Source organism: Martelella mangrovi (assembly GCF_040545495.1).
In the GTDB taxonomy this organism is placed as follows: domain Bacteria; phylum Pseudomonadota; class Alphaproteobacteria; order Rhizobiales; family Rhizobiaceae; genus Martelella; species Martelella mangrovi.
In genome coordinates this window covers 36,667-60,969 of sequence record NZ_JBEPLY010000010.1, presented here as the reverse complement: position 1 = coordinate 60,969, position 24,303 = coordinate 36,667, and the positions used below count along the sequence as shown (strand labels likewise).

The following is a 24,303-nucleotide window of genomic DNA, read 5'->3' as shown; positions in this document are numbered from 1 at the left end:
TCCCTCCGCCGTCCCCGATGTGCAATGACAGCGGCCCGGCCGCTGTCATGATCTTCCGGCGTAGCCACATGTGCTGCGCCCTGGCGGGATTTCACCATGGCAAAAGCAAGACCCGGCAATCTGAAGCGTTTCTACGATGTTAACGGCTGGCTGTTTGTCGGCCCGGCGCTCATCCTGATTGCCACCTTCATGTTCTACCCGATCATCCGGTCACTGATCCTGTCGTTTTATTCCGGTCGCGGCATGATGATGAAGTTTGCCGGCTTCCGGAATATCGACCGGCTCTGGCACGATCCGGTTTTCTGGCAGGCGCTGACCAACACGATGACCTTCCTCATCGTGCAGGTGCCGATCATGATCATGCTGGCGCTGATCCTCGCCAATGCCCTGAACAATCCGCGCCTGAAATTTCGCGGCCTGTTCCGCACGGCGATCTTCCTGCCCTGCGTTTCATCGCTTGTTGCCTATGCCATCCTGTTCAAGAGCATGTTCGCCGTCGACGGTATCGTGAACCGGACGCTGACCATGATCGGCATCACCGACGGACCGATCCACTGGTTCACGGATCCGTTCTGGGCAAAGGTGCTGATCATCCTCGCCATCACCTGGCGCTGGACCGGCTACAATATGATCTTTTACCTCGCCGCCTTGCAGAACGTCGACAAGTCGATCTACGAGGCCGCCCGCATTGACGGTGTTCCGGCATTCCGGCGATTTCTGCATATCACCATTCCGATGCTGAAACCGGTGATCCTGTTCACCACGATCACGTCGACCATCGGCACGCTGCAGCTTTTCGATGAAGTCTATAACCTGACCGAGGGCAAGGGCGGCCCGGCGAATGCAACGCTGACGCTTTCGCTTTACATCTACAATCTGACCTTCCGCTTCATGCCGAACTTCGGCTATGCGGCAACGGTTTCCTACGTCATCGTGCTGATTGTCGCCGTTCTGTCCTTCCTGCAGTTCTATGCCGCGAGGGAACGCAAATGACCCTGCGCCTTATCAAACGCTACACCGCCGCAACCCTCGTCTATGCGGCACTCGGTCTGGCCGCCTTCATCTCTGTGTTTCCGTTCATCTGGATGGTGATCGGGGCAACCAATACGACGGCAGACATCGTGACCGGCAAGGTGTCTTTCGGCGCCGCCCTTCTCGATAATATCAGCACCTTCGTCACGCAGGTGGACGTGCCGCTGATCATGTGGAACTCGGTCAAGATTGCCGTAGCCGGCACACTTCTGACCCTGTTCGTGTCCTCGCTGGCAGGCTATGGCTTCGAGATATTCCGCTCGAAAATGCGCGAGCGCATCTATGCGGCTGTCCTGCTGACGCTGATGGTGCCGTTTGCGGCGATCATGATCCCGCTGTTCATGCTGATGGGCAAGGCAGGGCTGATCGACACCCACCTTGCCGTTATTCTGCCGACCATCGCCTGGGCGTTCGTGATCTTTTATTTCCGGCAGGCATCGAAAGCCTTTCCATCGGAGCTGAGAGACGCGGCCAAGGTCGACGGCCTGAAGGAATGGCAGATTTTCCTGTTCATCTATGTTCCGGTGATGCGCTCGACCTATGCGGCAGCCTTCGTCATCGTCTTCATGCTCAACTGGAACAATTACCTGTGGCCGCTGATCATTCTGCAGTCGAACGAGACCAAGACGATCACGCTCGTGGTGTCGTCGCTCGCCTCCGCCTATTATCCGGATTACGGCACGGTGATGATCGGCACCATTCTTGCCACGCTTCCCACACTTTTCATTTTCTTCGCCATGCAGCGCCAGTTCGTCCAGGGCATGCTTGGCTCGGTCAAATAGGATGACGACAATGCGCCAGATCGAAAATTTCAATGCAGGCTGGACTTTCCGTGAGGGCTTCGATGCCAGCGCGCTTCAGGCCATGCAGACCGGTGAAACCGTGCGTTTGCCGCATACGGCAGTCGAACTGCCCTATAACTATTTCGATGAGCGTCGTTATCAGAAGGCGTTCACCTATCAGAAGGTGCTTGCCTGGCAGCCGGCATTTGAGGGCAAGCGGGTTTCGCTGGTCTTCGATGCCGCGATGGCCGATGCAAAAGTCTATCTGAACGGTGAGCAGGTCGCCCATCACAGGGATGGCTATACGCCATTCGAGATCGATGTGACCGCGCATCTGCGCCGCGGCGACAACCTGCTGACCGTACACATTGACGGTTCTGAAAATCCTGAAATTCCGCCCTTCGGCGGGCAGATCGACTATCTCTGCTATGCAGGCCTTTACCGCGACGTCTGGCTGAAAGTCACCGCGCCGGTCGCGATCGGCAACGTCAAGGTCGAGACGCCGGATGTGCTTTCGGAGAAAAAATCCGTATCGGCGCGGGTGTTTCTGATCGGCGATATGGCGAAGGCGCAAAACGGCGTGCTGCATGCAAAGCTGACCGATGCCGAGGGCGATGTGCTTGCCGTGGCGAAAGTCCCAGTCACCGGCCCAGAAGCACTGATCGAGTTGCAGGACCTGGAGGGCATCAGGCTCTGGGATATCGACGATCCGGCGCTCTACACGCTTGCGCTGACGCTGGAAACGGAGACGGGCACGGACACATGCGAGACCCGCTTCGGCTTCCGCACGGTTTCATTTGAGACCGATGGTTTTCGCCTCAACGGCCGGCCACTCAAGCTGCGCGGCCTCAACCGCCATCAGAGCTGGCCGCATCTTGGCTATGCCATGGGCAGGCGCGGCCAGGAAAAAGACGCCGATATTCTGAAACACGAGCTTGCCTGCAACATCGTGCGCACCTCGCACTATCCGCAGTCGAGCTATTTCCTCAATCGCTGCGATGAAATCGGGCTGCTTGTTTTCGAGGAAATTCCCGGCTGGCAGCATATGGGCCCGGATATCTGGAAGCAGGAATCGATCGAGAATGTCCGGCGGATGATCACCCGCGACTGGAACCATCCCTCGATCATCATCTGGGGCGTGCGGATCAACGAATCTGCCGATGACCATGATTTCTACACCGAGACCAACCGGCTGGCGCATGAACTCGACGCGACGCGCCCGACCGGCGGCGTGCGCTGTATCGAAGACAGTGAGCTGCTGGAAGACGTCTACACCATGAATGATTTCATTCTCGGTGATGAAGAACAGCCCGGCCGCAATGCCGGACGCGAATTCCGCCGCGAACAGAAGCGCGTCACCGGGCTTTCGCACGATGTGCCATACATGATCACCGAATATTGCGGCCATATGTATCCGACGAAACGGTTCGATCAGGAGCAGCGGCAGGCCGAACATGTGACCCGGCATCTGCAGATGCTCAACGCCATTGCCGGCGATCCGGCGATTGCCGGCGGAACCGGCTGGTGCATGTTCGACTACAACACGCATGAGGATTTCGGCTCGGGCGACCGCATCTGCTACCACGGCGTGATGGACATGTACCGGGAACCCAAATTCGCGGCCTATGCCTATGCCTCGCAAGGCGACCCGAAAAACGGGGTCGTCATGCAGCCGGTCACCTTCTGGGCGCGCGGCGAGCGCAATATCGGCGGCGTGCTGCCGCTGATCATCCTGACGAACTGCGACTATGTGGAACTGAGCTTTGGCGATGACGCGCCGAAACGGATCGAGCCGGACAGCGCCACATATCCGCATCTGGCCCATCCGCCGGTGGTTGTCGATCTGCGCTCGGTCTCGCAGGAGGAGTTCGGCGAATGGGGCCGCATCTGGCGTGACGGAACCGTGACCGGCTACCTCGATGGCAAAGCCGTTACCACCATGAAGCTGCCTGCCGGGCCTGTTCCGACGACGCTGGAAATCGATCCTGATGCGACAAGGCTCTACGCGGGCGAGAAGGACTGCGTTCGCGTGATCCTGCGGGTCCGCGACCAGGGCGGCAACATTCTGCCCTTCTTCGATGAGCCGGTGCATCTCTTTCTTGACGGACCGGGACGGATCGTCGGACCGGATTGCCTGAGCTTCAGGGGCGGCACGGCCGGTCTTTATATCGAGGCCGGGGACGAGACCGCAGACCTGACGCTTCGGGTTCGCGCCCATGGTTTTGATGACCAGAGCGTTACATTTTCTGTTGAGGGAGCACGGATCGATGGCTGATGTTTCGCTTTCCGGCATTCGCAAGACGTTCGGTAATATCGAGGTCATCAAGGGTGTGGATCTGAATGTCGCATCCGGCGAATTCGTCGTCTTTGTCGGCCCGTCCGGCTGCGGAAAATCGACGCTCCTGCGCATGATTGCAGGGCTTGAAGATGTTTCCGCCGGCAAGCTTGCCATCGGCGGTACAGACATGACCGACGAGGACCCGGCCAAGCGCGGCATCGCCATGGTGTTTCAGACCTATGCGCTCTACCCGCATATGACGGTGAAGGAAAACATGGGTTTTGCCCTGCGCTTTGCCGGCATGGACAAGCGCGAAATCGAAAGCCGCGTCGACGAGGCGGCGCGGATGCTCGAGCTTGAAGCGCTGCTGGACCGCAAGCCCAAGGCGCTTTCCGGCGGTCAGCGTCAGCGCGTCGCCATCGGCCGCGCGATCGTGCGCCACCCGGATGTGTTCCTGTTCGACGAACCGCTTTCAAACCTCGATGCGGAACTGAGGGTGCACATGCGCGCCGAGCTTTCGGCCCTGCATGACCGGCTGAAAACGACGATGATCTATGTGACCCACGATCAGGTCGAGGCGATGACGCTGGCAGACCGGATTGTGGTGCTGCGGCAGGGAAAGGTCGAGCAGATCGGAACGCCGCTCGAACTCTACAATGAACCGGCGAATACATTCGTGGCCGGTTTCATCGGCTCGCCGTCAATGAATTTTCTGCCCGCCACCGTCATTGCCGGTGATGATGGCGCTCCGGCACTCAACCTGCTCGGCGAGACGCTGCCGGGCATTGCCTTGCCCGCCTCCGTCAGCGCCGGAACCAAGGTCACGGTCGGCGTTCGCCCGCAAAACATCCGTCTGGCGGAAACAGACGCAGCAAGCATTGAAATCACCATCAAACTGGTTGAGGCACTCGGCGCGGAAACCGTTGTCTATGCCACAGCCAGACACGGTGAAGACATACTGGCAGTGCTGTCCGGCCAGCACATGCTGAAGTCCGGAACGACCATTCAGGTGACCTTCGACCGAAACGACATTCATCTGTTCGACGAGGCCGGAAACCGGCTGGCGGGGTGATGATATTTCGCAAAAGGCCCAAAGCCGGCCGGTAGGGCGCTGCAGGGCGAAGAGCGTCCGTTTTTATTGCGTGGGCGGGTGCCAGCCGCGTTCGGCAAGTGGTTTGTCGGGGGCCTCGATGGTGATGAAGCTTGCGAGCTCCGGGCCGAAAGTCGGCAGCGCCATCGGGCAGCGCACGCCGGGCAGCACACGCACGTCGAAGAGTTCCTTGAGGCCTATATCCGTAGTTGGCGGCCACGGCACAGGAAGAACTTTGCTTTCAGTCCGTTTCTGTACCGCCATCGAAATCTGGTAAAGCCGTTCTTAAACCATCTCCAGGAAACGCGCGGTATCGCAACACGCTATGACAAGCGCGCAGACAACTGTCTCGCCACCATAAAGCTCTTCTCAATGCGCATCTGATTAAGCACCAAGAGACTGCCCCCTCAACCCATCCGAAAAAACTGCATTGACAAAAAGGGAACTTTGTAATCTTTTTGTAAAGCGGTTTAGTAAATCGCTTTACAGATTCTGAAAGACAGCCGGAAAAACGGTTGCGTGAGGGCGAATGAGATGGCGAAGGCACCAGGCCTGAAAGATGTGGCGAAGGCTGCGGGGGTTTCCGTGGCGACGATTTCGCGTCTGCTGAATGGCTCACTGGTGCTGCCGGATGAGACCCGTACCCGTATCGAAACCGCCATCCGCGATCTCGGTTACGTGCCGAACCCGCATGCGCGGCGCTTGAGCCGTGGCCGGTCCGACATGATCGGTCTGGTCATTCCCGACATCGCCAACCCGTTCTTTGCCATGCTGGTTGCGGCGATCGAGGAGGAGGCGGACAAGCTTGGCCTTGCCGTCTCGCTCAACGCGACGCTCAACCGGCCGGGGCGCGAGATGAAATATCTCGGCCTGATCGAACACCACCATGTCGACGGGCTGATCTTCGTCACCAACCACCCGGATGACGGCGAACTGGCCGGCCTGATCAACCGCACCGGCAAGGTCGTCATCGTCGATGAAGATGTGCCGGGCGCCATGGTGCCCAAGCTTTTCTGCGACAATCACCAGGGCGGCTATCTTGCCGGCAAGCATCTCGCCGAGTTCGGCCACAAGAAGGTGGTGTTTGTCGGTGGTCCGGACGAGATGATCTCCACCACGCGCCGTTATGCGGGGCTTGAGCAGGGGCTGCGTGAACGGTTCGGCGAAGAGGCTGAAATCAAGCGCTATCGCGGCGAGTACACGGTTTCAGCCGGGCGTCACGCCGCGCGCCGTTTTCTGGACGAGAAGCTGCCGGCCACCGCCATTTTCGCAAGCTCGGACGAAATCGCCATCGGCATGATCGAGGTGCTTTATTCCGAAGGCGTGAGCATTCCCGACCGCGTGTCTGTTGTGGGCTTCGATGATGTCGGCCCGCTTCATCTGTTCACGCCACCCTTGACCGCCGTGCGTCAGCCGGTCCGCGCCATCGGGGCGCGTTCGCTTTCGCTTCTCCTTCAAACCGATTGGCAGCAGTCCGCCCCGCTCGAGAGGCAAGAGCTGCTGCCCGTTGAAATCGTCGTGCGGAGTTCCGTCGCGCCGCCGGCGATCGAAAAAAAGCGACGTTCATAACCAAACCAGAGGATGAACTCATGTTACCCAAATTTTCCCGCAGAACGCTGCTTTCGACGGCTCTCGCTGCCGGCGTGATGGCCGGCGCGCTTTCCACCGCGGCCAATGCCGCCGACAAGACATTCGCACTTGTCCAGATCAACCAGCAGGCCCTGTTCTTCAACGACATCAATCGTGGCGCCGAGGAAAAGGCCGCCGAACTCGGCGTCGAGCTGCAGATCTACAATGCCAACAACGACCCGGCGATGCAGAACAACGCCGTCGAGACCTATATCCAGGAAGGCGTTGACGGCCTTGCTGTCGTCGCCATCGATGTCAACGGCATCATGCCCGCCGTCGAACAGGCCGACGACGCCGGCATTCCGGTTGTCGCCATCGACGCCATCCTGCCGGACGGCCCGCAGAAGGCGCAGATCGGTGTCGACAATGCCAAGGCCGGTGGCGATATCGGCGCTTACTTCCTCGACTACGTCAACGCCAATATGGACGGCACGGCAAAGGTCGGCGTCGTCGGCGCGCTGAACTCCTATATTCAAAACGTGCGTGAGAAGGGCTTTGAAGACAAGATCGCCGGTGTTGACGGCATCGAGGTCGTCGGTGTTGTCGACGGCCAGAATATTCAGGACAACGCCCTGACGGCGGCTGAAAACCTGATCACCGCCAACCCCGACCTCACCGCGATCTACGCAACCGGCGAGCCGGCCCTGATGGGCGCGATTGCCGCTGTCGAAAGTCAGGGCAAGCAGGACGACATCAAGATCTTCGGCTGGGACCTGACGGCGCAGGCCATCAACGCCATCGATGACGGCTTCCTCGTTGCCGTCATCCAGCAGGACCCGTCCCTGATGGGCGCGGCTGCCGTCGAAGCACTCAACGACATTTCCAATGGCGACAGCGTCGAGGCCTCGATCTCGGTTCCAGTCACCATCGTCGACGAAACCAATGTTGAACCATACCGCGCTATCTTTAAATGACATCTGATCTTCACCAGTCCGGTGCTGACGGCGGCGAAGGGGATATTCCCCTTCGCTCGCCCGAAGAGCCCGCAAAAGAACCCGCCGTCTCTCTCCACGGCATCACGAAAACCTTCGGCTCGCATCAGGCCTTGCGCGGCGTCGATCTCGATCTTTATCCCGGTGAATGCCTCGGACTGGTCGGCGACAATGCGGCGGGCAAATCGACGCTGACCAAGATCATCTCGGGCACCTACATTCCCGATGGCGGCACGATCAAGGTCGGCGGCGAGGCGGTCGAGCTGACCGGTCCCGCCGATGCGCGAAACCGCAATATCGAGATGGTGTTCCAGGATCTGAGCCTGTGCGACCATATCGATGTCGTCGGCAATCTGTTTCTGGGTCGTGAAATCTCCAGCGGCCTGTTTCTCGACCGCAAGAAAATGGCCGAGGAAGCAGCCCGCATGCTGGAAGCGCTGGAAATCCGCATTCCCCGGCTTTCCGCCAAGGTGGAAAAGCTCTCCGGCGGTCAGCGGCAGGCGATTGCCATCGCGCGCGCAGCCTCGTTCCAGCCGAAAGTGTTGATCATGGACGAGCCGACATCCGCGCTTGCCGTGGCCGAAGTCGAAGCCGTTCTGCATCTCATCAACCGGGTCAAGGCCAAGGGCGTTTCCGTCGTGCTGATTACTCACCGGCTGCAGGACCTGTTCCGCGTCTGCGACCGCATTGCCGTCATGTATGAAGGCACCAAGGTCGCCGAACGCATGATCGGAGACACCAGCCTTGAAGACCTCGTTCAGCTTATCGTCGGGGGAGAAAAACATTGAGCGCCTACACTGAACGCGCGAAGGGCTCGCCGCTCGCCGATTTCCTCGGCGAGAATGCGCAGGTTCTCTCCATCGCCTTCTTTTTCATCGTCTGCGTCGTGTTCTTTTCGGCCACGACCGATACGTTTCTGACCGCCGGCAATCTGCTCAACGTCGTGCGTCAGGCAGCCCCCATTCTGGTCGTCGCCGTCGCCATGACCTTCGTCATCGTCACCGGTGGCATCGACCTTTCCGCCGGATCAATCATCGCCGTGATCAACGCCGTCGTCGCCATGATCATCGCCGCCGGCATGCCGTGGCCGCTGGCCATCGTCGCGATGCTAGCACTTGGGGGCCTGATCGGCCTGTTTCAGGGCTGGTTCGTTTCCTATCAGGGCATCCCCGCCTTTATCGTCACGCTGGCAGGCCTTTCGATCTTCCGCGGCATCGCGCTTTACCTGACCAAGGGCTATTCAATCCCGATCCGTGGCGTCGATGGTTTCCTGTTCCTCGGCCGCGGTGAACTCTTCGGCATCCCCTTCCCCGCCATTGTTGCCGTGGTTGTCGCCATCCTCGGCTATGTCGTCATCGCCAAGACCCGTTACGGCCGCCAGGTGGTTGCCGTCGGCTCCAATCTGGAAGCCGCCCGCCGTGTCGGCATGCCCGCCAAATTTGTGCTGATGTCGGTTTATGTTCTCTCGGGCCTTGCCTGTGCGCTGGCCGGCCTGCTGATGGCCGCCCGTCTCGGCTCCGGCTCGTCCAATGCTGCTGTCGGTTTCGAGCTTCAGGCGATCGCCGCCGTGGTTCTTGGCGGCACGTCGCTGATGGGCGGACGCGGCACCATTCTGGGCACCGTGCTCGGCACGATGACCATCGCCGTAATCGGCAATGGCCTGATCCTGCTGCACATCTCGCCCTTCTTCACCCAGATCGTTACAGGCGCGATCATTCTGCTGGCGATCTGGCTCAACACCCGCATCTTCGGAACGAATTTCAGTTTCGGGCGCGGCAAGGGAGGCAAGTAATGTCTGCAACCGAGCTTTCCGAAGCCCATACGGGCTCCGGCAAGGTCATGACCGTCAACGGCCCGATCAGCGCCGCCGATCTCGGCGTTACGCTGATGCACGAGCATGTGCTGAACGACTGCACATGCTGGTGGAACCCGCCGAAAACGCCCGAGCGCCAGTACCTGGCCGACAGCTTCATCTGCATGGAGATCCTCAGCGAACTGCATCAGGACCCCTTCGTCAACAAGCACAATATCACGCTGGATGACGAGACGCTGGCGGTTGAGGAACTCTCGGCGCTGGTGAAGGCTGGCGGCAAAACGCTGGTCGAGCCCACCTGTCAGGGCATCGGCCGCAATCCGCTGGCCATGCGACGGATTTCGAAGGCGACCGGGCTCAACATCGTCATTGGCGCCGGGTATTACCTTGAAAGCTCGCATCCGGAAAAGCTCGCCGCGATGTCCGAAGACTACATTGCCGACGAGATCGTCAATGAAGCCGTCAACGGTGTCGATGGGACGAATGTCAGGATCGGCCTGATCGGCGAAATCGGCGTTTCCGCCGACTTTACCGAAGCCGAGCGAAAATCGCTGCGCGGTGCGGCACGGGCGCAGGCCCGCACCGGCCTGCCGCTGATGGTCCACCTGCCCGGCTGGTTCCGCCTTGGCCATGACGTTCTGGATATCGCCGAGGCCGAAGGGGCGGACCTGAAACACACCGTGCTCTGCCACATGAACCCGTCCCATGACGATTTCACCTATCAGAGCGAACTCGCCGCCCGCGGCGCCTTCATCGAATACGACATGATCGGCTCGGACTTTTTCTACGCCGACCAGCAGACCCAGTGCCCGAGCGACGAGGAATGCGCCCGCGCCATCGTCAAGCTGGTCGAGGCCGGGCATGAGAGCCGCATCCTGCTGTCGCATGACGTGTTCCTGAAGATGATGCTGACCCATTATGGTGGTCACGGCTATGCCTTCATCCTCAAACACTTCCTGCCGCGCCTTGCGCGCCACGGGCTTGATGAAGGCGTGCTGACCCGGCTGATGAACAACAATCCGCGCGCCGTTTTCGACAGCGGCTTTACCGCGCAATGAACAACAAAACGGAATTGAAATGACAACAAAAGTACTTCTGGTCGGCGAAAGCTGGGTCACCTCCGAAACCCATTACAAGGGTTTCGATCAGTTCGGCAGCGTCCACTTCCACCTTGGCGCAACGCCGCTGGTCAACGCCCTGAAGGACAGCGAATTCGAGCTGACCTACATGACCGCGCATGAAGCCGCCGACGGCTTTCCGTTCGAGATGGAAGGGCTCGATGAATATGACGTCATCATCCTGTCCGACATCGGCGCCAATACGCTGCTCCTTCCGCCGGCGGTCTGGCTGCAGTCGAAGACGGTTCCCAACCGCCTGAAGCTGATCAGGGCCTGGGTTGAAAAGGGCGGCGGCCTTCTGATGTGCGGCGGCTATTTCTCCTTCCAGGGCATTGACGGCAAGGCCCGCTGGCGGCGCACGGCTGTCGAAGAGGTTCTGCCGGTCACCTGCCTGCCGTGGGACGACCGCGTGGAAATCCCGGAAGGCACGACGCCCGATATCCTGATGGCCGATCACCCGACGCTTGCCGGCATCTCCGGCGAATGGCCGGTCATGCTCGGCGTCAACGAGGTCGAGCTGCGCGAGCGGGACGATATCGACGTGGTTGCCCGCCTGCCCGAAGATCAGGGCGGCCACCCGCTGCTGGTCACCGGCAAGGCCGGCAAGGGCAAAAGCGCGGTCTGGACCTCGGATATCGGCCCGCACTGGCTGTCGCCGGCTTTCTGCGAATGGGAAGGCTACGGCAAGCTGTGGAAGAACATCCTCGGCTGGCTGGCCGCAAAGGATTGACGGGACCGGGACGGACTTGCCTCCCCAACCCGCCGGTTCCCCCTAACCGGCGAAAATTTCGGCAAGTTCGTCCCGACTGGGAAAGGCACGGCGCGTTCCGCGCCGGGCCACGGCCAGCGCCGAGGCGGCCGCTGCATGGGAAATGGCGCGCTGGTCGAGCATGCCACCCCTGCGTGCCGCGGACGCCAGTGCCGCGCCCATGAAGGTGTCGCCGGCGCCGGTGGTGTCGATGGCTTTCGCCTTGACGGCGGGAATATGAATCAAGTCGCCGCCGGCCGTGCTCAGCATGGCGCCGTCGGTACCGGCGGTCAGCACAACCTGGCGAATGCCCTTGGCGTGGAGCGCTTCGGCGGCTTTTCGCCCGGTGGAACCGGCAAGGCTCAGGCTTTCGCTCTCGTTGAGAAAGGCAATGTCGATGAAGGGCCAGAGGCGCTCGAAATACGGCCTGAGCGGCGACGGATTGAAGGCCGTCACCAGTCCGCGTTCGCGGCCGGTTTTCAGCAGCGTTTCGGTGGTTTCGGCCCCGAGATTGCCCTGCATGACGAGGAAGTCGCCGGGGGCGGCCTCGCCGAGCGCTTCAAGCGCTGCCTCAAGCGGCAGGGCCTCGGCGGCCTCGGTGGTGGTGACGATGGAATTTTCGCCGTCCGGGGTGGTCAGAACCATCGAGAAATCGGTGGAGATGCCGGCAACGGAGGAAAGCCGCGCAGCAAGCGGTTCCTCTGCAAGCTGTTCGCGGATCATGGCGGAGCGGAAATCCTCGCCGGTGGCCGAAACGAGTGTCGTTTCAAGCCCGCCGCGCGCCATCACAACGGCCTGGTTCGTGCCTTTGCCGCCAAGATCGCGGCTGGCGATCCGGCCCAGAATAGAAACGCCGGGCTCGGGAAGCCCGTCGACTGAAATTGTTTCGTCAATGGCGGCATTGCCAATCACAAACGCACGCATTTTTTAGCTTCCTGGAGAACTTTATGCAGAAAATATCAAGTGGAACTTCAAGCGCCATACGGGAAATATTCCAGGCTGACAAGGCTTTGCTTGGAATGATCCATTGCCCGTCCTTTCCCGGCTCGCCGCGTTACAAAAACGCCTCGATCGATACCATCTACGACGCCTGCATGCGCGATGCGGATGCCCTGATCGGCGGCGGGCTCGACGGGCTGGTGATCGAAAACCATGGCGATATCCCGTTTTCCAAACCCGAGGACATGGGCCACGAAACGGCGGCCTTCATGTCGGTGGTGACGGATCGTATCAAGACGGCAACCGGCGTTCCGCTCGGCATCAATGTGCTGGCAAACGCGCCGATCCCGGCCTTGGCAATCGCGCTTGCCGGCGGCGCCAGCTTCATCCGCGTCAACCAGTGGGCCAATGCCTATGTCGCCAATGAGGGCTTCATGGAAGGCCGTGCCGGCGAGGCGCTGCGCTATCGCTCGCTGCTGCGCGCCGAGCACATCAAGGTGTTCGCCGACAGCCACGTCAAGCACGGCGCCCACGCCATCACCGCCGACCGCACCATTCCCGAGCAGACCCGCGACCTTGCCTTCTTCGATGCCGACGTGGTGATTGCCACCGGCCAGCGCACCGGCAATGCCGCGACCATCGAGGAGATCGACGAGGTCCGCTCGGCCACCGACCTGCCGCTGATGGTGGGCTCGGGCGTGACCAAGGACAATATCGGCGAAATCCTCGCCCGCACCAACGGCGTCATCGTTGCGTCTTCGCTGAAAGAAGGCGGCGTATGGTGGAACCCGGTCGATCCGGAACGGGTGAAGGCCTTCATGGATGCCGCGCGCCCGGCGCTCGGCCGCGATTGAGGAACCGGAATATGGAAAAGCTTTCCGACTTCATCCTGCGCGAAAACAGAACCGTTTTCGACGAAATGGTCGCCCACCGTTTCGTCGAGGACATCAAGGCCGATACGCTGCCGAAAAGCGCGTTCGAACGCTATCTCGTCTTCGAGGGCGCCTTTGTCGAAACCGCGATCTCGATCTTTGCCTATGCGACCGCCAAGGCCGAGACCATGACCGACCGGCGCTGGCTGATCGGCGTTCTCGACGCGCTCGCCAACAGCCAGATCGCCTATTTCGAGCGCACATTTATCGCACGCGGCATCGATGTGGCCGATTTCGACGTCGACCTCCCGGCCGTTGCCCGTTTTCGCGATGGCATGCTGGCGATCGCCCAGGATGGCGGTTTCATCGATACGGTCGCGGCCATGTTCGCGGCCGAATGGATGTACTGGACATGGTCGAAACAGGCGGCGCAGAACACCATTTCCGATCCGCTTCTCGCCGAATGGGTCGGTCTCCACACCGACGAGACCTTCGCCGCACAAGCCACATGGCTGAAGGACCGGCTGGATGAGGCCGGCGAAACGCTGAGCGGGGCCGAACGGGCGCATCTGAGCGCCGTCTTCGGCAAGGCGATGCGGCTTGAGATCGACTTTCATTCCGCTGCCTATGAGGAGAAAACGGCGGCATAACCGCGCGCCATGAAAACCGGTTCCTGCCGATTACATGTCATATTTTCCAGCATAAAAAAGACGGGCGGAAACATGCTCCGCCCGTCTCTCTTCGACAAAATATACGGTCTCAGCGGACCTTTCCGATGGCAGACATCAGGTCCTCGACGCGGCGGGGATCGACAGGGTTCCACCAAAGGCCGTCTTCCTTCAGCCACTGGCCGACAATCGCGCCATCGGCAACCGCCATCAGCGAGGGGACCTGTTCCGGCGAAAGGCCCGAGCCGATGATGACCGGCAGGTTGGTTCCCGAACGGACATCCTCGACCTCGTCCGGCTGGGTGGGAGATCCGGTCCGCGTGCCGGTGGCGATGAGAACGTCGGCGTCGAACCATTCGGCATCGGTCGCCTGTTCGGTGATCGTCCGGTCGGCCGTGATCGCATGCGCGCCGAACTTGACGTGAACATCGGCGAAGATCGCGATATCTTTTGCGCCGATATGGGCGCGATAGCGCATCGCGTCGGGCGCCGGGCCGTTGAGAAAACCCTCATTGGCGACATAGGCATTGGCCCACTGATTGACGCGCACCCATTTTGCGCCCGAGGCCTTCGCCACGGCCAGCGCCGGGATTGCGCCATTGGCGACGCAGGTGATGCCGATCGGCACATCGACGGCATTGCGCACTTCCAGACATGCGGCCGTCAGCGCGGCCACGGTTTCGGGACCGATGGATTCCGGCCGGGCAAAAGGAAGATCGCTGGCATTTTCAACGATAATGCCGTCGATCCCGCCATCAGCCAGCGTCCTGGCATCGCGGGCGGCAGCGGCATAGATGTCCCGGACGGCCTCGCCTTCATATCTGGGCGCACCGGGCAGCGGTCTCAGATGGATGACGCCGATCACCGGTTTTTTGACCGGAAAAAGCGTTTCCAGCATATCGTCTTTTGGCGGCAGTACCTTGGGCGGTGTCATCGTTTCCTCTTTGATATGATTTGAAGTTTGTTTTTTCAGGATCAGACAGACGCGGTTCCGCACCGCGCCCGATGCCGTCTGCAAGCGCGGTCAGGACCCTTCCGGTGAGGGCAGCACCTGCTCGCGCTCGTACAATTCGATGAACCGGTCCATGGCGCCGATTGCAGCAGCAATGTCATGCACATCGACGGCTTCGTCCGGGTGGTGGCTGATCCCTTTTGCACAGCGGACAAAGATCATCCCGATCGGGCAGATGTTGCTCATGGCAATGCCATCATGGCCCGCGCCGCTCGGAAGACGCCGAACCTGGTCGGCATTTCCCGGGATCGATTTCTCGATCATCTGGATCAGTCGGTCGTCGCAGCGTGTCGCATGCGCGCCGCCCGTTGTCTCGAAGGTAACGTCGACATCGCGCCGTGCACAGATTTCGGCGATCTTTTCCTCGATCCCGTCGCAGACCGACTTCAGCAATGCATCATCGTGACTGCGGATATCGAGAGAGAACCGTACGCGGCCCGCAATGACATTGCCGGCATTGGGATGGGTTTCGAGAAAGCCGACCGTGCCGACCATATCGGGCCGCCGGCAGGCATCTTCGATCAGGCAAATGCATTCCGCAGCGGCCGCCAGCGCATCCTGCCGCTCGCTCATCGGAACGGTCCCCGCATGGCCCGACAGGCCGTTGATCTCCACCAGCATCCGGCGCGATCCGACAATGGCGCTCACGCAGGCCAGACTTTCACCCGCCGTGTCGAGCACCGGCCCCTGCTCGTTGTGCAATTCCACATAGGCTGCGGGCGGACTGTCCGTCATCGACGCAGCCGCGAAGTCTTCCGGCTCGAAACTGGCCTCTATCAGCGCATCATACACCGTTACCCCATCCGGGTCCGCACGCTTAAGGTCATCCGCCGTTGTCAGACCCGCCACGGCGCGGCTTCCCAGTATGGTCGAGCCGAAGCGCACGCCCTCCTCATCGCCGAAGGCAACAAGCCGGATCGGGACGGAGGGGGGCACGCCCCGCGCCTTCAGATGTTCCAGGCAGTTGAGCGCAACGAGGACGCCCAGCGTTCCGTCATATTTTCCGGCATCACGCACCGTGTCGATATGCGATCCGAGCATCAGGGGCGGGCGGGAATTCGTCGTTCCGGGGAGTTCACAGATGACATTGCCGACCGGATCGGCAAAACCGTCCAGCCCCGCCTGTTCCATCCAGCTGAGCAAGGTTCTGTTTGCCTTGATATGGGCCGGAGACAGGAAAAGCCGCGTCAGTGCATCGGTGTCGTCGGAGATCGATGCCAATGCATCGATCCTGTCCAGAACCGCTCTGGCGCGCGCCATCAGTTCAGTCGAAGGTGACGTCACGGTTGACATCCTTGTAGAGAAGATAGGCCGACGTGGTCCAGCCGGTCGGATAGAAGAGCTGCGGGCAGTAGGGCCCCATCCAGATGAAATCATCCTGCCAGACTTCATGCCAGTCGGTGTCGAGCAGATACATCCCCTGCCCTTCGAGCATGAACAGGCCATGCTCCATGATATGGGTTTCCACATCCGGGAAGTGTGCGCCCGGCGCGAAGCTGAGGATATTCATCTCCATATCGAAGCGGAGATCGCCAAAGGGAAGCAGATGCTCCCATGTGCGCCCTTCGGTATTGTTGTGATTGACTTTTTCAACCGCTGACCGTTGGGACACGATCGCTTCCGGCGGCTCCAGCCCGATCGATACATATGGTTTCTTGAGGCCGAGCACCCTCGCCTCCTCCGATCCGTGATTGCGGATCGAAAAACGCCGGCCCGGCGGAATATAGGCAAAACCATCGGCCTCCAGGGTTTGCGGACCAAGCCCATCGATATCCAGTTCGACAGCACCGCCGATGACATAGAAGAACCGCTGCAGCGGATCGGAAAACGGCTGGACCGTGCCGCCGCCCGGCGCGATGTGCAGCATTGCCTGCGCGAACCGCGCGCCAAGGGCGGGGGCGGCCTGAAAGCGGACAATGGTGTTTTCGTAATTGGGCAGGTAGCTGTCCATGATGCCTTCGGGGGGCATAACCGCATAATTGCGCTGGACGACGCCACGATTATGGCCGAAAGCGCCGGGCATTATACGTCCGGGTTTGATCTTGAAGTCCCGGGGATGCATGTCGTTTTTTCTCCTGAGATTGCGGGAATGATGAATGTCGCGACGGCCGCGCCCGTTTCCGGCAATACGCGGTGCAGAGAGCTAGTGTCCTTTCGCAGATGACCGGACACGCCGCCGCGACAGCGTTATGAGGAAAAAGCCGATGGCCATGGCGGCGAAGGAAACGGCCGTCGTCGCGGTTCCAAGCGCATAGAGCACCGGCGTGGTGACGTTGTTGGTCATGGCATAGATCTCGAGCGGCAGGGTGTTGTAGCTGCCGCCGGTCAGCACGGTCCGGGCGAACTCGTCATAAGAGAGGCTGAAACCGAAGAGCATGATGCCGATGATGTTCGGCAGCACGATGGGAAAGACGACATGCCAGAAGGTCTGCCAGCGGGTCGCGCCAAGGTCGATGGCGGCTTCCTCATAGCTCCTGTCCAGCCGCGACAGAACGCCGATCATCACCAGCAGGCCGAAGGGCAGTGTCCAGGTCAGCTGCGCGCCGAAAGCGCTTGAATACCAGGCTGAGTCCAGCCCCGCCTGACTGAACAGCAGGCCGACACCGAGGCTGACGAGAATGGACGGCACCACAAGGCTCACAATGGTCATGGTGAAGATCAGACGATCGCCTGCAAACCGCTTGCGCAGCGCCAGACCGGCCGGCACCACGATCAGGACATTCGCCATCATCACCATGCAGGCGAGAATGAGCGAACGTGAGAGCGAACCGCCGATATCGCCAACCCGCTGGACCGCGAAAAGCTGCGCGAACCAGTGTGGAGACGGATCGACGAGCGGAAAGGTCAGCCCACCCAGCGGCCCCTGCCACGCAAGGATGCCGATCGTGATCGTCGGCCCGTAGAGGAACAGAAGAAACGCTGCGAAGATAATCTGCAGAAGACGGGACAATGCACTGTGCCGGATCACAACGACCTCCTGATATCGACGTTACGCAACATCGCGCCGATTGCGCTCATCACTACCACAAGAAGCAGAATGGCGTTGGCGCAGGCGGCCGGATACTGGAGAAGCGAGATCTGATTGGAAATCAGCAGCACCGTTGAGGCGCTCTGCCCGCCGCTCATCAGCCGGACGGTGACATAATCGCTCATCACCAGCGTAATGATGAACACCGCGCCGATGGCAAAGCCGGACCTGCACAGCGGCAGGATCACAAACATCATGATCTGCCAGGGTTTTGCCCCTGCATCGGTCGCCGCCTCGACAAGGCTCTTGTCGATCCGCATCATGCTGTTGAACAGCGGCGTGACCATGAAGAGCGTATAGAGGTAGACATAGACGAGGATGACTGCAAAGGGCGAATACAGCAGCATATCCAACGGCTTGTCGATAACCCCGGTCGAAACCAGCGCATCGTTCAGCAATCCGTTTCTGCCGAGATAGGGAACCCAGGAAATCATGCGGATGATGTTCGAGGTCAGAAACGGAACCGCGCAGGCGAGAAAGAACAGCGTTTTCACGCCCGGACGACGGACATAGAACGCCACGTAATAGGCAACCAGAAAGCCGAGAACGGCGGTGATCGCCAGCACATAGAGCGTGAAGCGGATCGTGCTCCACAGCGTCCGCCAGATCGTCGCCGAAAACAGCATCTCCTTGTAGTTGGTCAACACGAAATCCGGGATGACCCGGAAGGAATCGTAGTCGAAGAAGCTGACGATCAGAACCATGATCAGCGGCAGGACGAGGAACAGGGTCAAAACCAGCGTGAGCGGTGCGATCTGCACGTAGGCCAGCCATCCCGGCGGCTTGTTCGGATGGCGCCGACGGGACCGTTTGGACGGGTTTGTTACAGCATCAGAGACTGTGCTCATCGGCGGCCTCCCAGCGAATGCCGATATCGGCGCCGACGTCAATCGGCCGTTCCTTGAATTCCGCGTCAGGGACCTGCATCGTCAGGCTCTCCGCCGCGTCGGGATCCTTCATGACGATCCGCGCATGGGTGCCCTGATATTCGACGGCGGTCACGTTGCAGGTCATGAGTGCTGTCGCGGCGCTTTCGGCCAGTTTGAGCCGGTCGGCGCGCACGGCGACCTTTCTGTCTTCGCGGGTAATCACGTTGTGACCGCCGATAAAGCGCGCCACGAAATCATTGTCCGGCCGGTCGAATACGTCGGCTGCCGGTCCGCTCTGGCTGATCTCGCCGTCATGCATGACGACGATCTGGTCGCCGAGCGCCAGCGCCTCGTCCTGGCTGTGGGTTACATGAATGAATGTGATGCCGAGCTCGCGCTGAAACTGTTTGAGCTCCTCGCGCATTTTCAGCCGCAGGAACGGATCGAGCGCGGAAAGCGGCTCATCGAGAAGCAGCACCTTCGGCTTGGTGATCAGCGCGCGCGCCAGGGCGACACGCTGCTGCTGTCCGCCTGAAAGCTCTCCCGGACGGCGTTTTTCGAACGCGCTCATCTCGACAAGCGAGAGGAACTCTCGCGCCATTTCCAGACGCCGGGCGCGGCCAACCCCCTTCATACGCTGGCTGAAGGCAACGTTTTCAAGGCAGGTCATATGCGGGAAGAGGGCGTAATTCTGGAACATCATCGCCGTTCCGCGTTCGGCGGGCGCGAACTCGGTGACATTCCTGTTGTTGACGAGAATGTCGCCTTCCGAAACATCTTCGTGGCCTGCGATCATGCGCAGTGTCGATGTCTTTCCGCATCCGCTCGGCCCCAGAAGGCAGCAATAGGTTCCGGAAGCAATGCGCAGGGAGATCGCGTTGACGGCGACGGTATTGCCGTAACGCTTCGTCGCTGCAATCAGTTCAACGTCGTATTTGGTGGTCACGGGTGCCCCGCTATCGATATCGTGAGGATTGCCCGGCCTTTGCGAGGCCGGGCACGGGTGGCAGACAGCCGCTTATGCAGCGACGAACTCATTCCACTTGCTGACCATGTGGCGATCCTCGTCCATGACCGAGTTCCAGCATGCGATATTGCCCATGCGTTCCTCGAAGGAGCCGCCATCGCGCACGGCCCCGGGCCCTTCCATCTTCACGCCTTCGGGGCTGACGATATCGCCCTGCGCCGGTTTGCCCTCGACCCAGAAGCCCCATTCGTCCTCGGTCATGAATTTCTTCGCCGAGGTCATGTTGGCGCTGTAATAGCCTTCACGGTTGAGGTAGGCGCCGACCCAACCGGACAGATACCAGTTGATGTATTCATAGGCTGCGTCCAGTTCGATCCCGCTCAGGTGGCTGGCAATGCCGAAGCCGCCGCCCCATGCGCGGTAGCCTTCCTGCAAGGGCTGGAACACGCACGGAATGCCCTTGGAGCGGACCGCGGCAACGGCGGGCGACCACATCGACTGGATGACGACCTCGCCGGAGGACATCAGGTTGACGCTCTCGTCGAAGGATTTCCACAATGCCCGGAACTGCCCGGCACGCTTGGCTTCGATCAGGAAGGCGGCGGTCTTGTCGATTTCTTCCTTGGTCATGTTGCCCTTGTCGCCATAGGTTATAGCGCCCTGGGATTCCAGGATCATGGCCGCGTCCATGATGCCGATCGAGGGAATGTTGACGATGGCGGTGCGGCCCTTGAAGGCCGGGTCCATGATGTCGCTCCAGTTGGTGATCGGCCGGCCGACGAGATCGGGACGGATACCGAGCGTATCGGCATTGTAGGTCGTCGGGATCAGGGTCATCCATTCGGTCGGCGACGGCGCGAATTCGGTCGAATCCTGGCCGGTCACATAGGAAACCGTGTGCGGGGCAGTGCCCTGCGCCAGTTTGCTGTCCGGCGTCAGCTTGCCGTCCTTGAAGATGGAAACGATGTCGTCATAGGATTTGACGCGGTTCACATCGATCGGCTGCAGAACGCCGGTCGGGAAGATCTTCTTGCAGCTGAAATACTCGATATCGGCCAGTTCGTAGGAATTTGGCTGGGTAACAATACGGTTGTTGACGGAATCGGTATCCAGCGCCGTCATCTGGATCGTGATGCCGAGGTCTTCCTTGGCCTTGGCGGCAATGGCATTGGCAGAGGCCGTGCCGGTGCTCGTCGAGCGCAGGACGATGTCCTTGATGTTCTGCGCCCAGATGGTCGGAAAGCCGGTGATCACACCCGATCCGGCGGCCGCACCACCCAGAGCCGCCGCGCCTTTCAGCACGCTACGGCGCGAGATTTTCGATTTTGTCCCAGTCATTGCGAAGTTCCCTTTTTATATTGGACCCACCCGTCGCCCTCGGGTGGCGTTTACGTTTCATGGCTGGCCCGGAGCGATACAGGACGGGTTGAAATCATTGGCAAGAACGTTGCGAGGCGTGGCTTTCTCATACGGCCCGCGCGCCAGAAATTGACCGGCGCCCGGCTCGGCGGAAACGACGCCGTCGCGCATGACAAGCGCGCCGCGCAACCATGTCATCTGCGGCCAGCCGACAACTTCCATGCCCTCATAGGGCGTATAGTCGACGACGTGCTGAAGCAGGTCATTGGTGATGGTGACGCGCCGGTCCGGGTCCCAGGCCACGATGTCGGCATCGGCGCCGACGGCGATCTGCCCCTTCGCCGGCCACAGGCCGTAGAGCTTGGCCGGATTGGCGGCGGTGAGCGCCACGAACTGTTCGAGCGAGATGCGCCCTTTCGAAACGCCCTCGGAAAACACGATCGGCATGCGCGAGCCGACACCCGGAACGCCATTGGGAATCTTGTCGAATGAGGCATCCGTTCCGTGGCGATCCTTCGAAAACACGCCCGTCATGTTGAAGGCGCTGTGGTCGGACGAGATCACGTCGATGGTGCCGCGACCGATCATCTCCCACAGCCCGGCGGCATCTTCCTGTCGGCGCGGCGCGGGGCTGCACATATATTTCGCGCCCTCGAAGCCGGGCCGGTCCATATCGTCTTCGCTCAGCACCAGATATTGCGGGCATGTCTCGCCCCAGACCTTGAGCCCGCGCGACTGGGCGCGGCCGATCTCCTCGGCAACCTCGGCGCAGGACACATGGAAAACCTGGATGGGCTGGTCCACCAGTTCGGCAAGCGCTATCGCCCGGTAGGTCGCCTCACGCTCCAGAACCTTGGGCCGCGACCATGCGTGATATTTCGGCGCGGTCATCCCCTGGGCGAGCAGTTGCTCGGTCATCCAGCCGATGCCATCGTAATTCTCGCAGTGAACGCAGACCATCGCGCCTTCCCGGCGCGCCGCCGCCAGCACTCTGAGAAATTCCCGGTCGCTCAGATGGGCATCGTCATAGGTGAGAAACACCTTCAGGCTGCGCACGCCCTTTTGCACAAGATCGGGGATCGCGCCGATGGTCGCGTCATCGGCATTGGTAATGATCTGATGGAACGAATAGTCGATCAGGGAGCGTTGCGCGCGCCGCATCGTTTCGGCGAAAATTTCCTCGATCGAGGCCCCTTCGAACTGCGCTATGAACGAGACCGCCGTGGTCGTGCCGCCGGCAAGAGCCGACCGCCCGCCGGTTTCGAGGCTCTCCGCACCATAGCCCATTCCGGGCTCGACCTGATCGAGATGGCAATGCGTGTCGACGCCACCGGGGGTCAGGACCAATCCGGAAACATCAATGCTCCGGCGGGCATCACCAACATCGCCGACGGCGACGATCTTCCCGCCTGCAATACCCACATCCGCTGTCAAAACACCGTCCGCATTGGCAATGACACCGCCCCGCAAGGCCAGTTCGACGTCCATTTCGCTCTCCTGATTACCTGTCCCATTGTACAAACGTCATAACATTTAACAAGACACTTGCTTAAAAAAATGCGACATTTTGTAATGATTAATAGTTGTGCGGATATCCGATAGACGGCGGCAAAACAGTGCGGCGCGGATCAAAGAGCGCACTTGCATAGCAGGCCGGGCGAAACCCATCGCCGCCCCGAGACCTGGAAGCACCCCGAAGCCCAGCGAAGCACGCCGCCGGAACAGCGGCGCGCTCCATTTCTGCAGTACGGATCAGGGCGCGGGATAGTCGGCCGGCAGCGCGACCGTGATGATGATTTCGACCTGATCGCCTTCAGGCATGACGGACTGGACGAAAGAGCGCACCGGCCCATGATCGATCGGCATCCACTCGGACCAGACCTTGTCGAAAGCCGGCTTCTGATCGTGGTCGGTGACGACGACCTCCGCCTTGACGATCCGCGTGCGGTCGAGGCCGGCATCCTTGAGATACTCATCGATGACGGCAAGGGCGCCTGCCGCCTGCTCCGGCAGGCCAACGCTGGTATCACGCGATGTCGCTACGGCCCACATGAAACCGCCGCCGCCGGGCAGGTGATAGAACGCCACTTTCGATTTGTAGCGCATGTCCTCGATCGGGATGCGTTTGATGGTCATCAACAACTCCTTGTTCTTCACAAAACCTGTTCAGGGTCATGACCTTAGTATCAATACGTACGAACGTCATTACTTTTATCTAGCAATAGCTAAAAAAATATGCATTCTTCAATTGTGCGCATTGTTTCGGCAATTTCATTGAGCCAGACTGATTGGCTCTCGCGTAACAGTTTCATGCCGGACAGAACCCAAGGCACCTGAAAGTGGAGACAAAAATGAAATCAACGATATTGAGGGCAGTCATCGGCATCGGTATTGCCGCCCTGCTTGCCGTTCCGGCAGCAGCCCGTTCGCTCGAAGACATTGTCGAATCCGGCGTCATCCGCGTGGCCGTTCCCCAGGATGGACCTCCCTTCGGCATGACGGACGCCAATCTCGAACTGGTCGGCTATGACATCGATATGGCCAAGCTCGTCGCCGAAAAACTCGGCGTCGATCTGGAAATGACCTCGGTCATCGGCGCCAACCGCGTGCCCTACCTGACGAGCGGCCGCGTCGACATCGTCATCTCGAGCCTGGGTCGCAATCCGCAGCGCGCAGAGGTGATCGACTTCACCAACGAGGCCTACGCCCCGTTCTTCAGCGGCGCTTTCGGTCCTGCGGACCTTGACGTTTCTTCGGCTGACGATCTTGCCGACATGTCGGTTTCGGTTGCCCGCGGCTCGATCGAGGACCTCGCCATTACGGATATGGCGCCCGAAAGCACCGAGATCCGCCGCTTCGAGGATGGCAGCACCACGATGGCGGCCTTCCTTTCAGGTCAGGTTGATGTCGTCGTGACGGCCAATGTGGTCGCCGCAACGATCCTTGCCACCGACCCGGAGCGCCGTCCCGAAACCCTGTTCGTGATCGCCGAATCGCCCTGCTACATCGGCCTGCCAAAGGGAGAAGCAGAGCTTCAAACCGCCCTCGACGACATCATCGTCGCGGCCAAGGAGGACGGCACGCTCAACGCCATGTCCGAGCAATGGTTCTACCAGCCCCTGCCGGAAGGCTTCTAAACAGGCATACCGCCCTGCCGCCCCGCCGGC

General features: G+C 60.4%; 24 protein-coding genes. 13 read left to right on the top strand and 11 right to left on the bottom strand.

Annotated features, from left to right (window positions below):
• Positions 1-96: 96 nt before the first annotated feature.
• The 4 genes from ABID12_RS14175 to ABID12_RS14160 are packed head-to-tail and all read left to right on the top strand — an operon-like array spanning position 97 to position 5,164.
• Entirely contained in the window at positions 97-993 is an 897-nt protein-coding gene (locus tag ABID12_RS14175; RefSeq protein WP_354434772.1) for a carbohydrate ABC transporter permease, read from the top strand.
• On the top strand, positions 990-1,814 hold the full coding sequence (locus ABID12_RS14170; protein ID WP_354434771.1) for a carbohydrate ABC transporter permease: 825 nt from the start codon (positions 990-992) through the stop codon (positions 1,812-1,814). The genes ABID12_RS14175 and ABID12_RS14170 overlap by 4 nt, the downstream gene beginning before the upstream one ends.
• Positions 1,815-1,824: 10 nt before the next feature.
• A complete protein-coding gene (locus tag ABID12_RS14165; RefSeq protein WP_354434770.1) occupies positions 1,825-4,089 on the top strand; it encodes a glycoside hydrolase family 2 protein in 2,265 nt (754 codons plus the stop codon).
• Complete coding sequence (locus ABID12_RS14160) at positions 4,082-5,164, top strand: ABC transporter ATP-binding protein (RefSeq protein WP_354434769.1); 1,083 nt, start codon at positions 4,082-4,084, stop codon at positions 5,162-5,164. Before ABID12_RS14165 ends, ABID12_RS14160 begins: the two co-directional genes overlap by 8 nt.
• 63 nt (positions 5,165-5,227) lie before the next feature.
• Here ABID12_RS14160 and ABID12_RS14155 read toward each other — a convergent pair whose 3' ends face one another.
• On the bottom strand, positions 5,228-5,359 hold the full coding sequence (locus tag ABID12_RS14155) for a hypothetical protein (RefSeq protein ID WP_354434768.1): 132 nt from the start codon (positions 5,357-5,359) through the stop codon (positions 5,228-5,230).
• Positions 5,360-5,716: 357 nt separating this feature from the next.
• Between ABID12_RS14155 and ABID12_RS14150 the strand changes: the two genes are divergently transcribed.
• The 6 genes from ABID12_RS14150 to ABID12_RS14125 are packed head-to-tail and all read left to right on the top strand — an operon-like array spanning position 5,717 to position 11,404.
• Positions 5,717-6,751: a LacI family DNA-binding transcriptional regulator gene (locus tag ABID12_RS14150; protein ID WP_354434767.1), complete on the top strand. Its 1,035-nt coding sequence runs from the start codon at positions 5,717-5,719 to the stop codon at positions 6,749-6,751.
• 20 nt (positions 6,752-6,771) lie between these two features.
• Positions 6,772-7,725: an ABC transporter substrate-binding protein gene (locus ABID12_RS14145; RefSeq protein ID WP_435528237.1), complete on the top strand. Its 954-nt coding sequence runs from the start codon at positions 6,772-6,774 to the stop codon at positions 7,723-7,725.
• Positions 7,722-8,531 (top strand): ATP-binding cassette domain-containing protein, encoded by an 810-nt coding sequence (locus ABID12_RS14140; RefSeq protein WP_354434766.1) that lies wholly within the window; start codon positions 7,722-7,724, stop codon positions 8,529-8,531. Before ABID12_RS14145 ends, ABID12_RS14140 begins: the two co-directional genes overlap by 4 nt.
• Positions 8,528-9,535, top strand: a complete 1,008-nt coding sequence (locus ABID12_RS14135; RefSeq protein WP_354434765.1) for an ABC transporter permease — start codon at positions 8,528-8,530, stop codon at positions 9,533-9,535. Before ABID12_RS14140 ends, ABID12_RS14135 begins: the two co-directional genes overlap by 4 nt.
• The gene (locus ABID12_RS14130) at positions 9,535-10,614 is read left to right on the top strand and encodes a phosphotriesterase family protein (RefSeq protein ID WP_354434764.1); all 1,080 of its coding nucleotides are present in this window, start codon (positions 9,535-9,537) and stop codon (positions 10,612-10,614) included. The genes ABID12_RS14135 and ABID12_RS14130 overlap by 1 nt, the downstream gene beginning before the upstream one ends.
• Positions 10,615-10,633: 19 nt before the next feature.
• Positions 10,634-11,404, top strand: a complete 771-nt coding sequence (locus ABID12_RS14125) for a glutamine amidotransferase (RefSeq protein ID WP_354434763.1) — start codon at positions 10,634-10,636, stop codon at positions 11,402-11,404.
• Positions 11,405-11,446: 42 nt separating this feature from the next.
• Here ABID12_RS14125 and ABID12_RS14120 read toward each other — a convergent pair whose 3' ends face one another.
• Complete coding sequence (locus tag ABID12_RS14120; protein WP_354434762.1) at positions 11,447-12,346, bottom strand: PfkB family carbohydrate kinase; 900 nt, start codon at positions 12,344-12,346, stop codon at positions 11,447-11,449.
• 23 nt (positions 12,347-12,369) lie between these two features.
• On the opposite strand from ABID12_RS14120, the gene ABID12_RS14115 reads away from it, so the two are divergent.
• The gene (locus tag ABID12_RS14115; protein ID WP_354434761.1) at positions 12,370-13,215 is read left to right on the top strand and encodes a BtpA/SgcQ family protein; all 846 of its coding nucleotides are present in this window, start codon (positions 12,370-12,372) and stop codon (positions 13,213-13,215) included.
• A gap of 11 nt (positions 13,216-13,226) precedes the next feature.
• On the top strand, positions 13,227-13,883 hold the full coding sequence (locus ABID12_RS14110) for a TenA family protein (protein WP_354434760.1): 657 nt from the start codon (positions 13,227-13,229) through the stop codon (positions 13,881-13,883).
• 109 nt (positions 13,884-13,992) lie between these two features.
• Here ABID12_RS14110 and ABID12_RS14105 read toward each other — a convergent pair whose 3' ends face one another.
• The 9 genes from ABID12_RS14105 to ABID12_RS14065 form a co-directional block, all read right to left on the bottom strand.
• Positions 13,993-14,835, bottom strand: a complete 843-nt coding sequence (locus tag ABID12_RS14105; protein WP_354434759.1) for a BtpA/SgcQ family protein — start codon at positions 14,833-14,835, stop codon at positions 13,993-13,995.
• A 90-nt stretch (positions 14,836-14,925) separates the two neighbouring features.
• On the bottom strand, positions 14,926-16,197 hold the full coding sequence (locus ABID12_RS14100; RefSeq protein ID WP_354434758.1) for a M20 family metallo-hydrolase: 1,272 nt from the start codon (positions 16,195-16,197) through the stop codon (positions 14,926-14,928).
• Positions 16,178-16,975 (bottom strand): (S)-ureidoglycine aminohydrolase, encoded by a 798-nt coding sequence (gene allE / locus ABID12_RS14095; protein WP_354434757.1) that lies wholly within the window; start codon positions 16,973-16,975, stop codon positions 16,178-16,180. Before allE ends, ABID12_RS14100 begins: the two co-directional genes overlap by 20 nt.
• Positions 16,976-17,056: 81 nt before the next feature.
• Entirely contained in the window at positions 17,057-17,881 is an 825-nt protein-coding gene (locus tag ABID12_RS14090) for an ABC transporter permease (protein WP_319520497.1), read from the bottom strand.
• Positions 17,878-18,789 (bottom strand): ABC transporter permease, encoded by a 912-nt coding sequence (locus ABID12_RS14085; protein ID WP_354434756.1) that lies wholly within the window; start codon positions 18,787-18,789, stop codon positions 17,878-17,880. Before ABID12_RS14085 ends, ABID12_RS14090 begins: the two co-directional genes overlap by 4 nt.
• Positions 18,773-19,756, bottom strand: a complete 984-nt coding sequence (locus tag ABID12_RS14080; protein WP_354434755.1) for an ABC transporter ATP-binding protein — start codon at positions 19,754-19,756, stop codon at positions 18,773-18,775. The genes ABID12_RS14085 and ABID12_RS14080 overlap by 17 nt, the downstream gene beginning before the upstream one ends.
• Before the next feature lie 72 nt (positions 19,757-19,828).
• Complete coding sequence (locus ABID12_RS14075) at positions 19,829-21,115, bottom strand: ABC transporter substrate-binding protein (protein ID WP_354434754.1); 1,287 nt, start codon at positions 21,113-21,115, stop codon at positions 19,829-19,831.
• Positions 21,116-21,172: 57 nt separating this feature from the next.
• A complete protein-coding gene (hydA, locus tag ABID12_RS14070) occupies positions 21,173-22,624 on the bottom strand; it encodes a dihydropyrimidinase (protein ID WP_354434753.1) in 1,452 nt (483 codons plus the stop codon).
• 264 nt (positions 22,625-22,888) lie between these two features.
• Positions 22,889-23,272, bottom strand: a complete 384-nt coding sequence (locus ABID12_RS14065) for a Rid family hydrolase (protein WP_354434752.1) — start codon at positions 23,270-23,272, stop codon at positions 22,889-22,891.
• Positions 23,273-23,499: 227 nt separating this feature from the next.
• Here ABID12_RS14065 and ABID12_RS14060 point away from each other — a divergent pair, with 227 nt between their 5' ends.
• A complete protein-coding gene (locus ABID12_RS14060; protein ID WP_435528240.1) occupies positions 23,500-24,273 on the top strand; it encodes a transporter substrate-binding domain-containing protein in 774 nt (257 codons plus the stop codon).
• Positions 24,274-24,303: the final 30 nt, after the last annotated feature.

Bases quoted from the DNA above. Each gene is read 5' to 3' on its own strand.
- ABID12_RS14175 (WP_354434772.1), top strand. From the start codon at position 97: ATGGCAAAAGCAAGACCCGGCAATCTGAAGCGTTTCTACGATGTTAAC.
- ABID12_RS14170 (WP_354434771.1), top strand. From the start codon at position 990: ATGACCCTGCGCCTTATCAAACGCTACACCGCCGCAACCCTCGTCTAT.
- ABID12_RS14165 (WP_354434770.1), top strand. From the start codon at position 1,825: ATGCGCCAGATCGAAAATTTCAATGCAGGCTGGACTTTCCGTGAGGGC.
- ABID12_RS14160 (WP_354434769.1), top strand. From the start codon at position 4,082: ATGGCTGATGTTTCGCTTTCCGGCATTCGCAAGACGTTCGGTAATATC.
- ABID12_RS14150 (WP_354434767.1), top strand. From the start codon at position 5,717: ATGGCGAAGGCACCAGGCCTGAAAGATGTGGCGAAGGCTGCGGGGGTT.
- ABID12_RS14145 (WP_435528237.1), top strand. From the start codon at position 6,772: ATGTTACCCAAATTTTCCCGCAGAACGCTGCTTTCGACGGCTCTCGCT.
- ABID12_RS14140 (WP_354434766.1), top strand. From the start codon at position 7,722: ATGACATCTGATCTTCACCAGTCCGGTGCTGACGGCGGCGAAGGGGAT.
- ABID12_RS14130 (WP_354434764.1), top strand. From the start codon at position 9,535: ATGTCTGCAACCGAGCTTTCCGAAGCCCATACGGGCTCCGGCAAGGTC.
- ABID12_RS14125 (WP_354434763.1), top strand. From the start codon at position 10,634: ATGACAACAAAAGTACTTCTGGTCGGCGAAAGCTGGGTCACCTCCGAA.
- ABID12_RS14120 (WP_354434762.1), bottom strand. From the start codon at position 12,346: ATGCGTGCGTTTGTGATTGGCAATGCCGCCATTGACGAAACAATTTCA.
- ABID12_RS14115 (WP_354434761.1), top strand. From the start codon at position 12,370: ATGCAGAAAATATCAAGTGGAACTTCAAGCGCCATACGGGAAATATTC.
- ABID12_RS14110 (WP_354434760.1), top strand. From the start codon at position 13,227: ATGGAAAAGCTTTCCGACTTCATCCTGCGCGAAAACAGAACCGTTTTC.
- ABID12_RS14105 (WP_354434759.1), bottom strand. From the start codon at position 14,835: ATGACACCGCCCAAGGTACTGCCGCCAAAAGACGATATGCTGGAAACG.
- allE (WP_354434757.1), bottom strand. From the start codon at position 16,975: ATGCATCCCCGGGACTTCAAGATCAAACCCGGACGTATAATGCCCGGC.
- ABID12_RS14085 (WP_354434756.1), bottom strand. From the start codon at position 18,789: ATGAGCACAGTCTCTGATGCTGTAACAAACCCGTCCAAACGGTCCCGT.
- ABID12_RS14075 (WP_354434754.1), bottom strand. From the start codon at position 21,115: ATGACTGGGACAAAATCGAAAATCTCGCGCCGTAGCGTGCTGAAAGGC.
- hydA (WP_354434753.1), bottom strand. From the start codon at position 22,624: ATGGACGTCGAACTGGCCTTGCGGGGCGGTGTCATTGCCAATGCGGAC.
- ABID12_RS14065 (WP_354434752.1), bottom strand. From the start codon at position 23,272: ATGACCATCAAACGCATCCCGATCGAGGACATGCGCTACAAATCGAAA.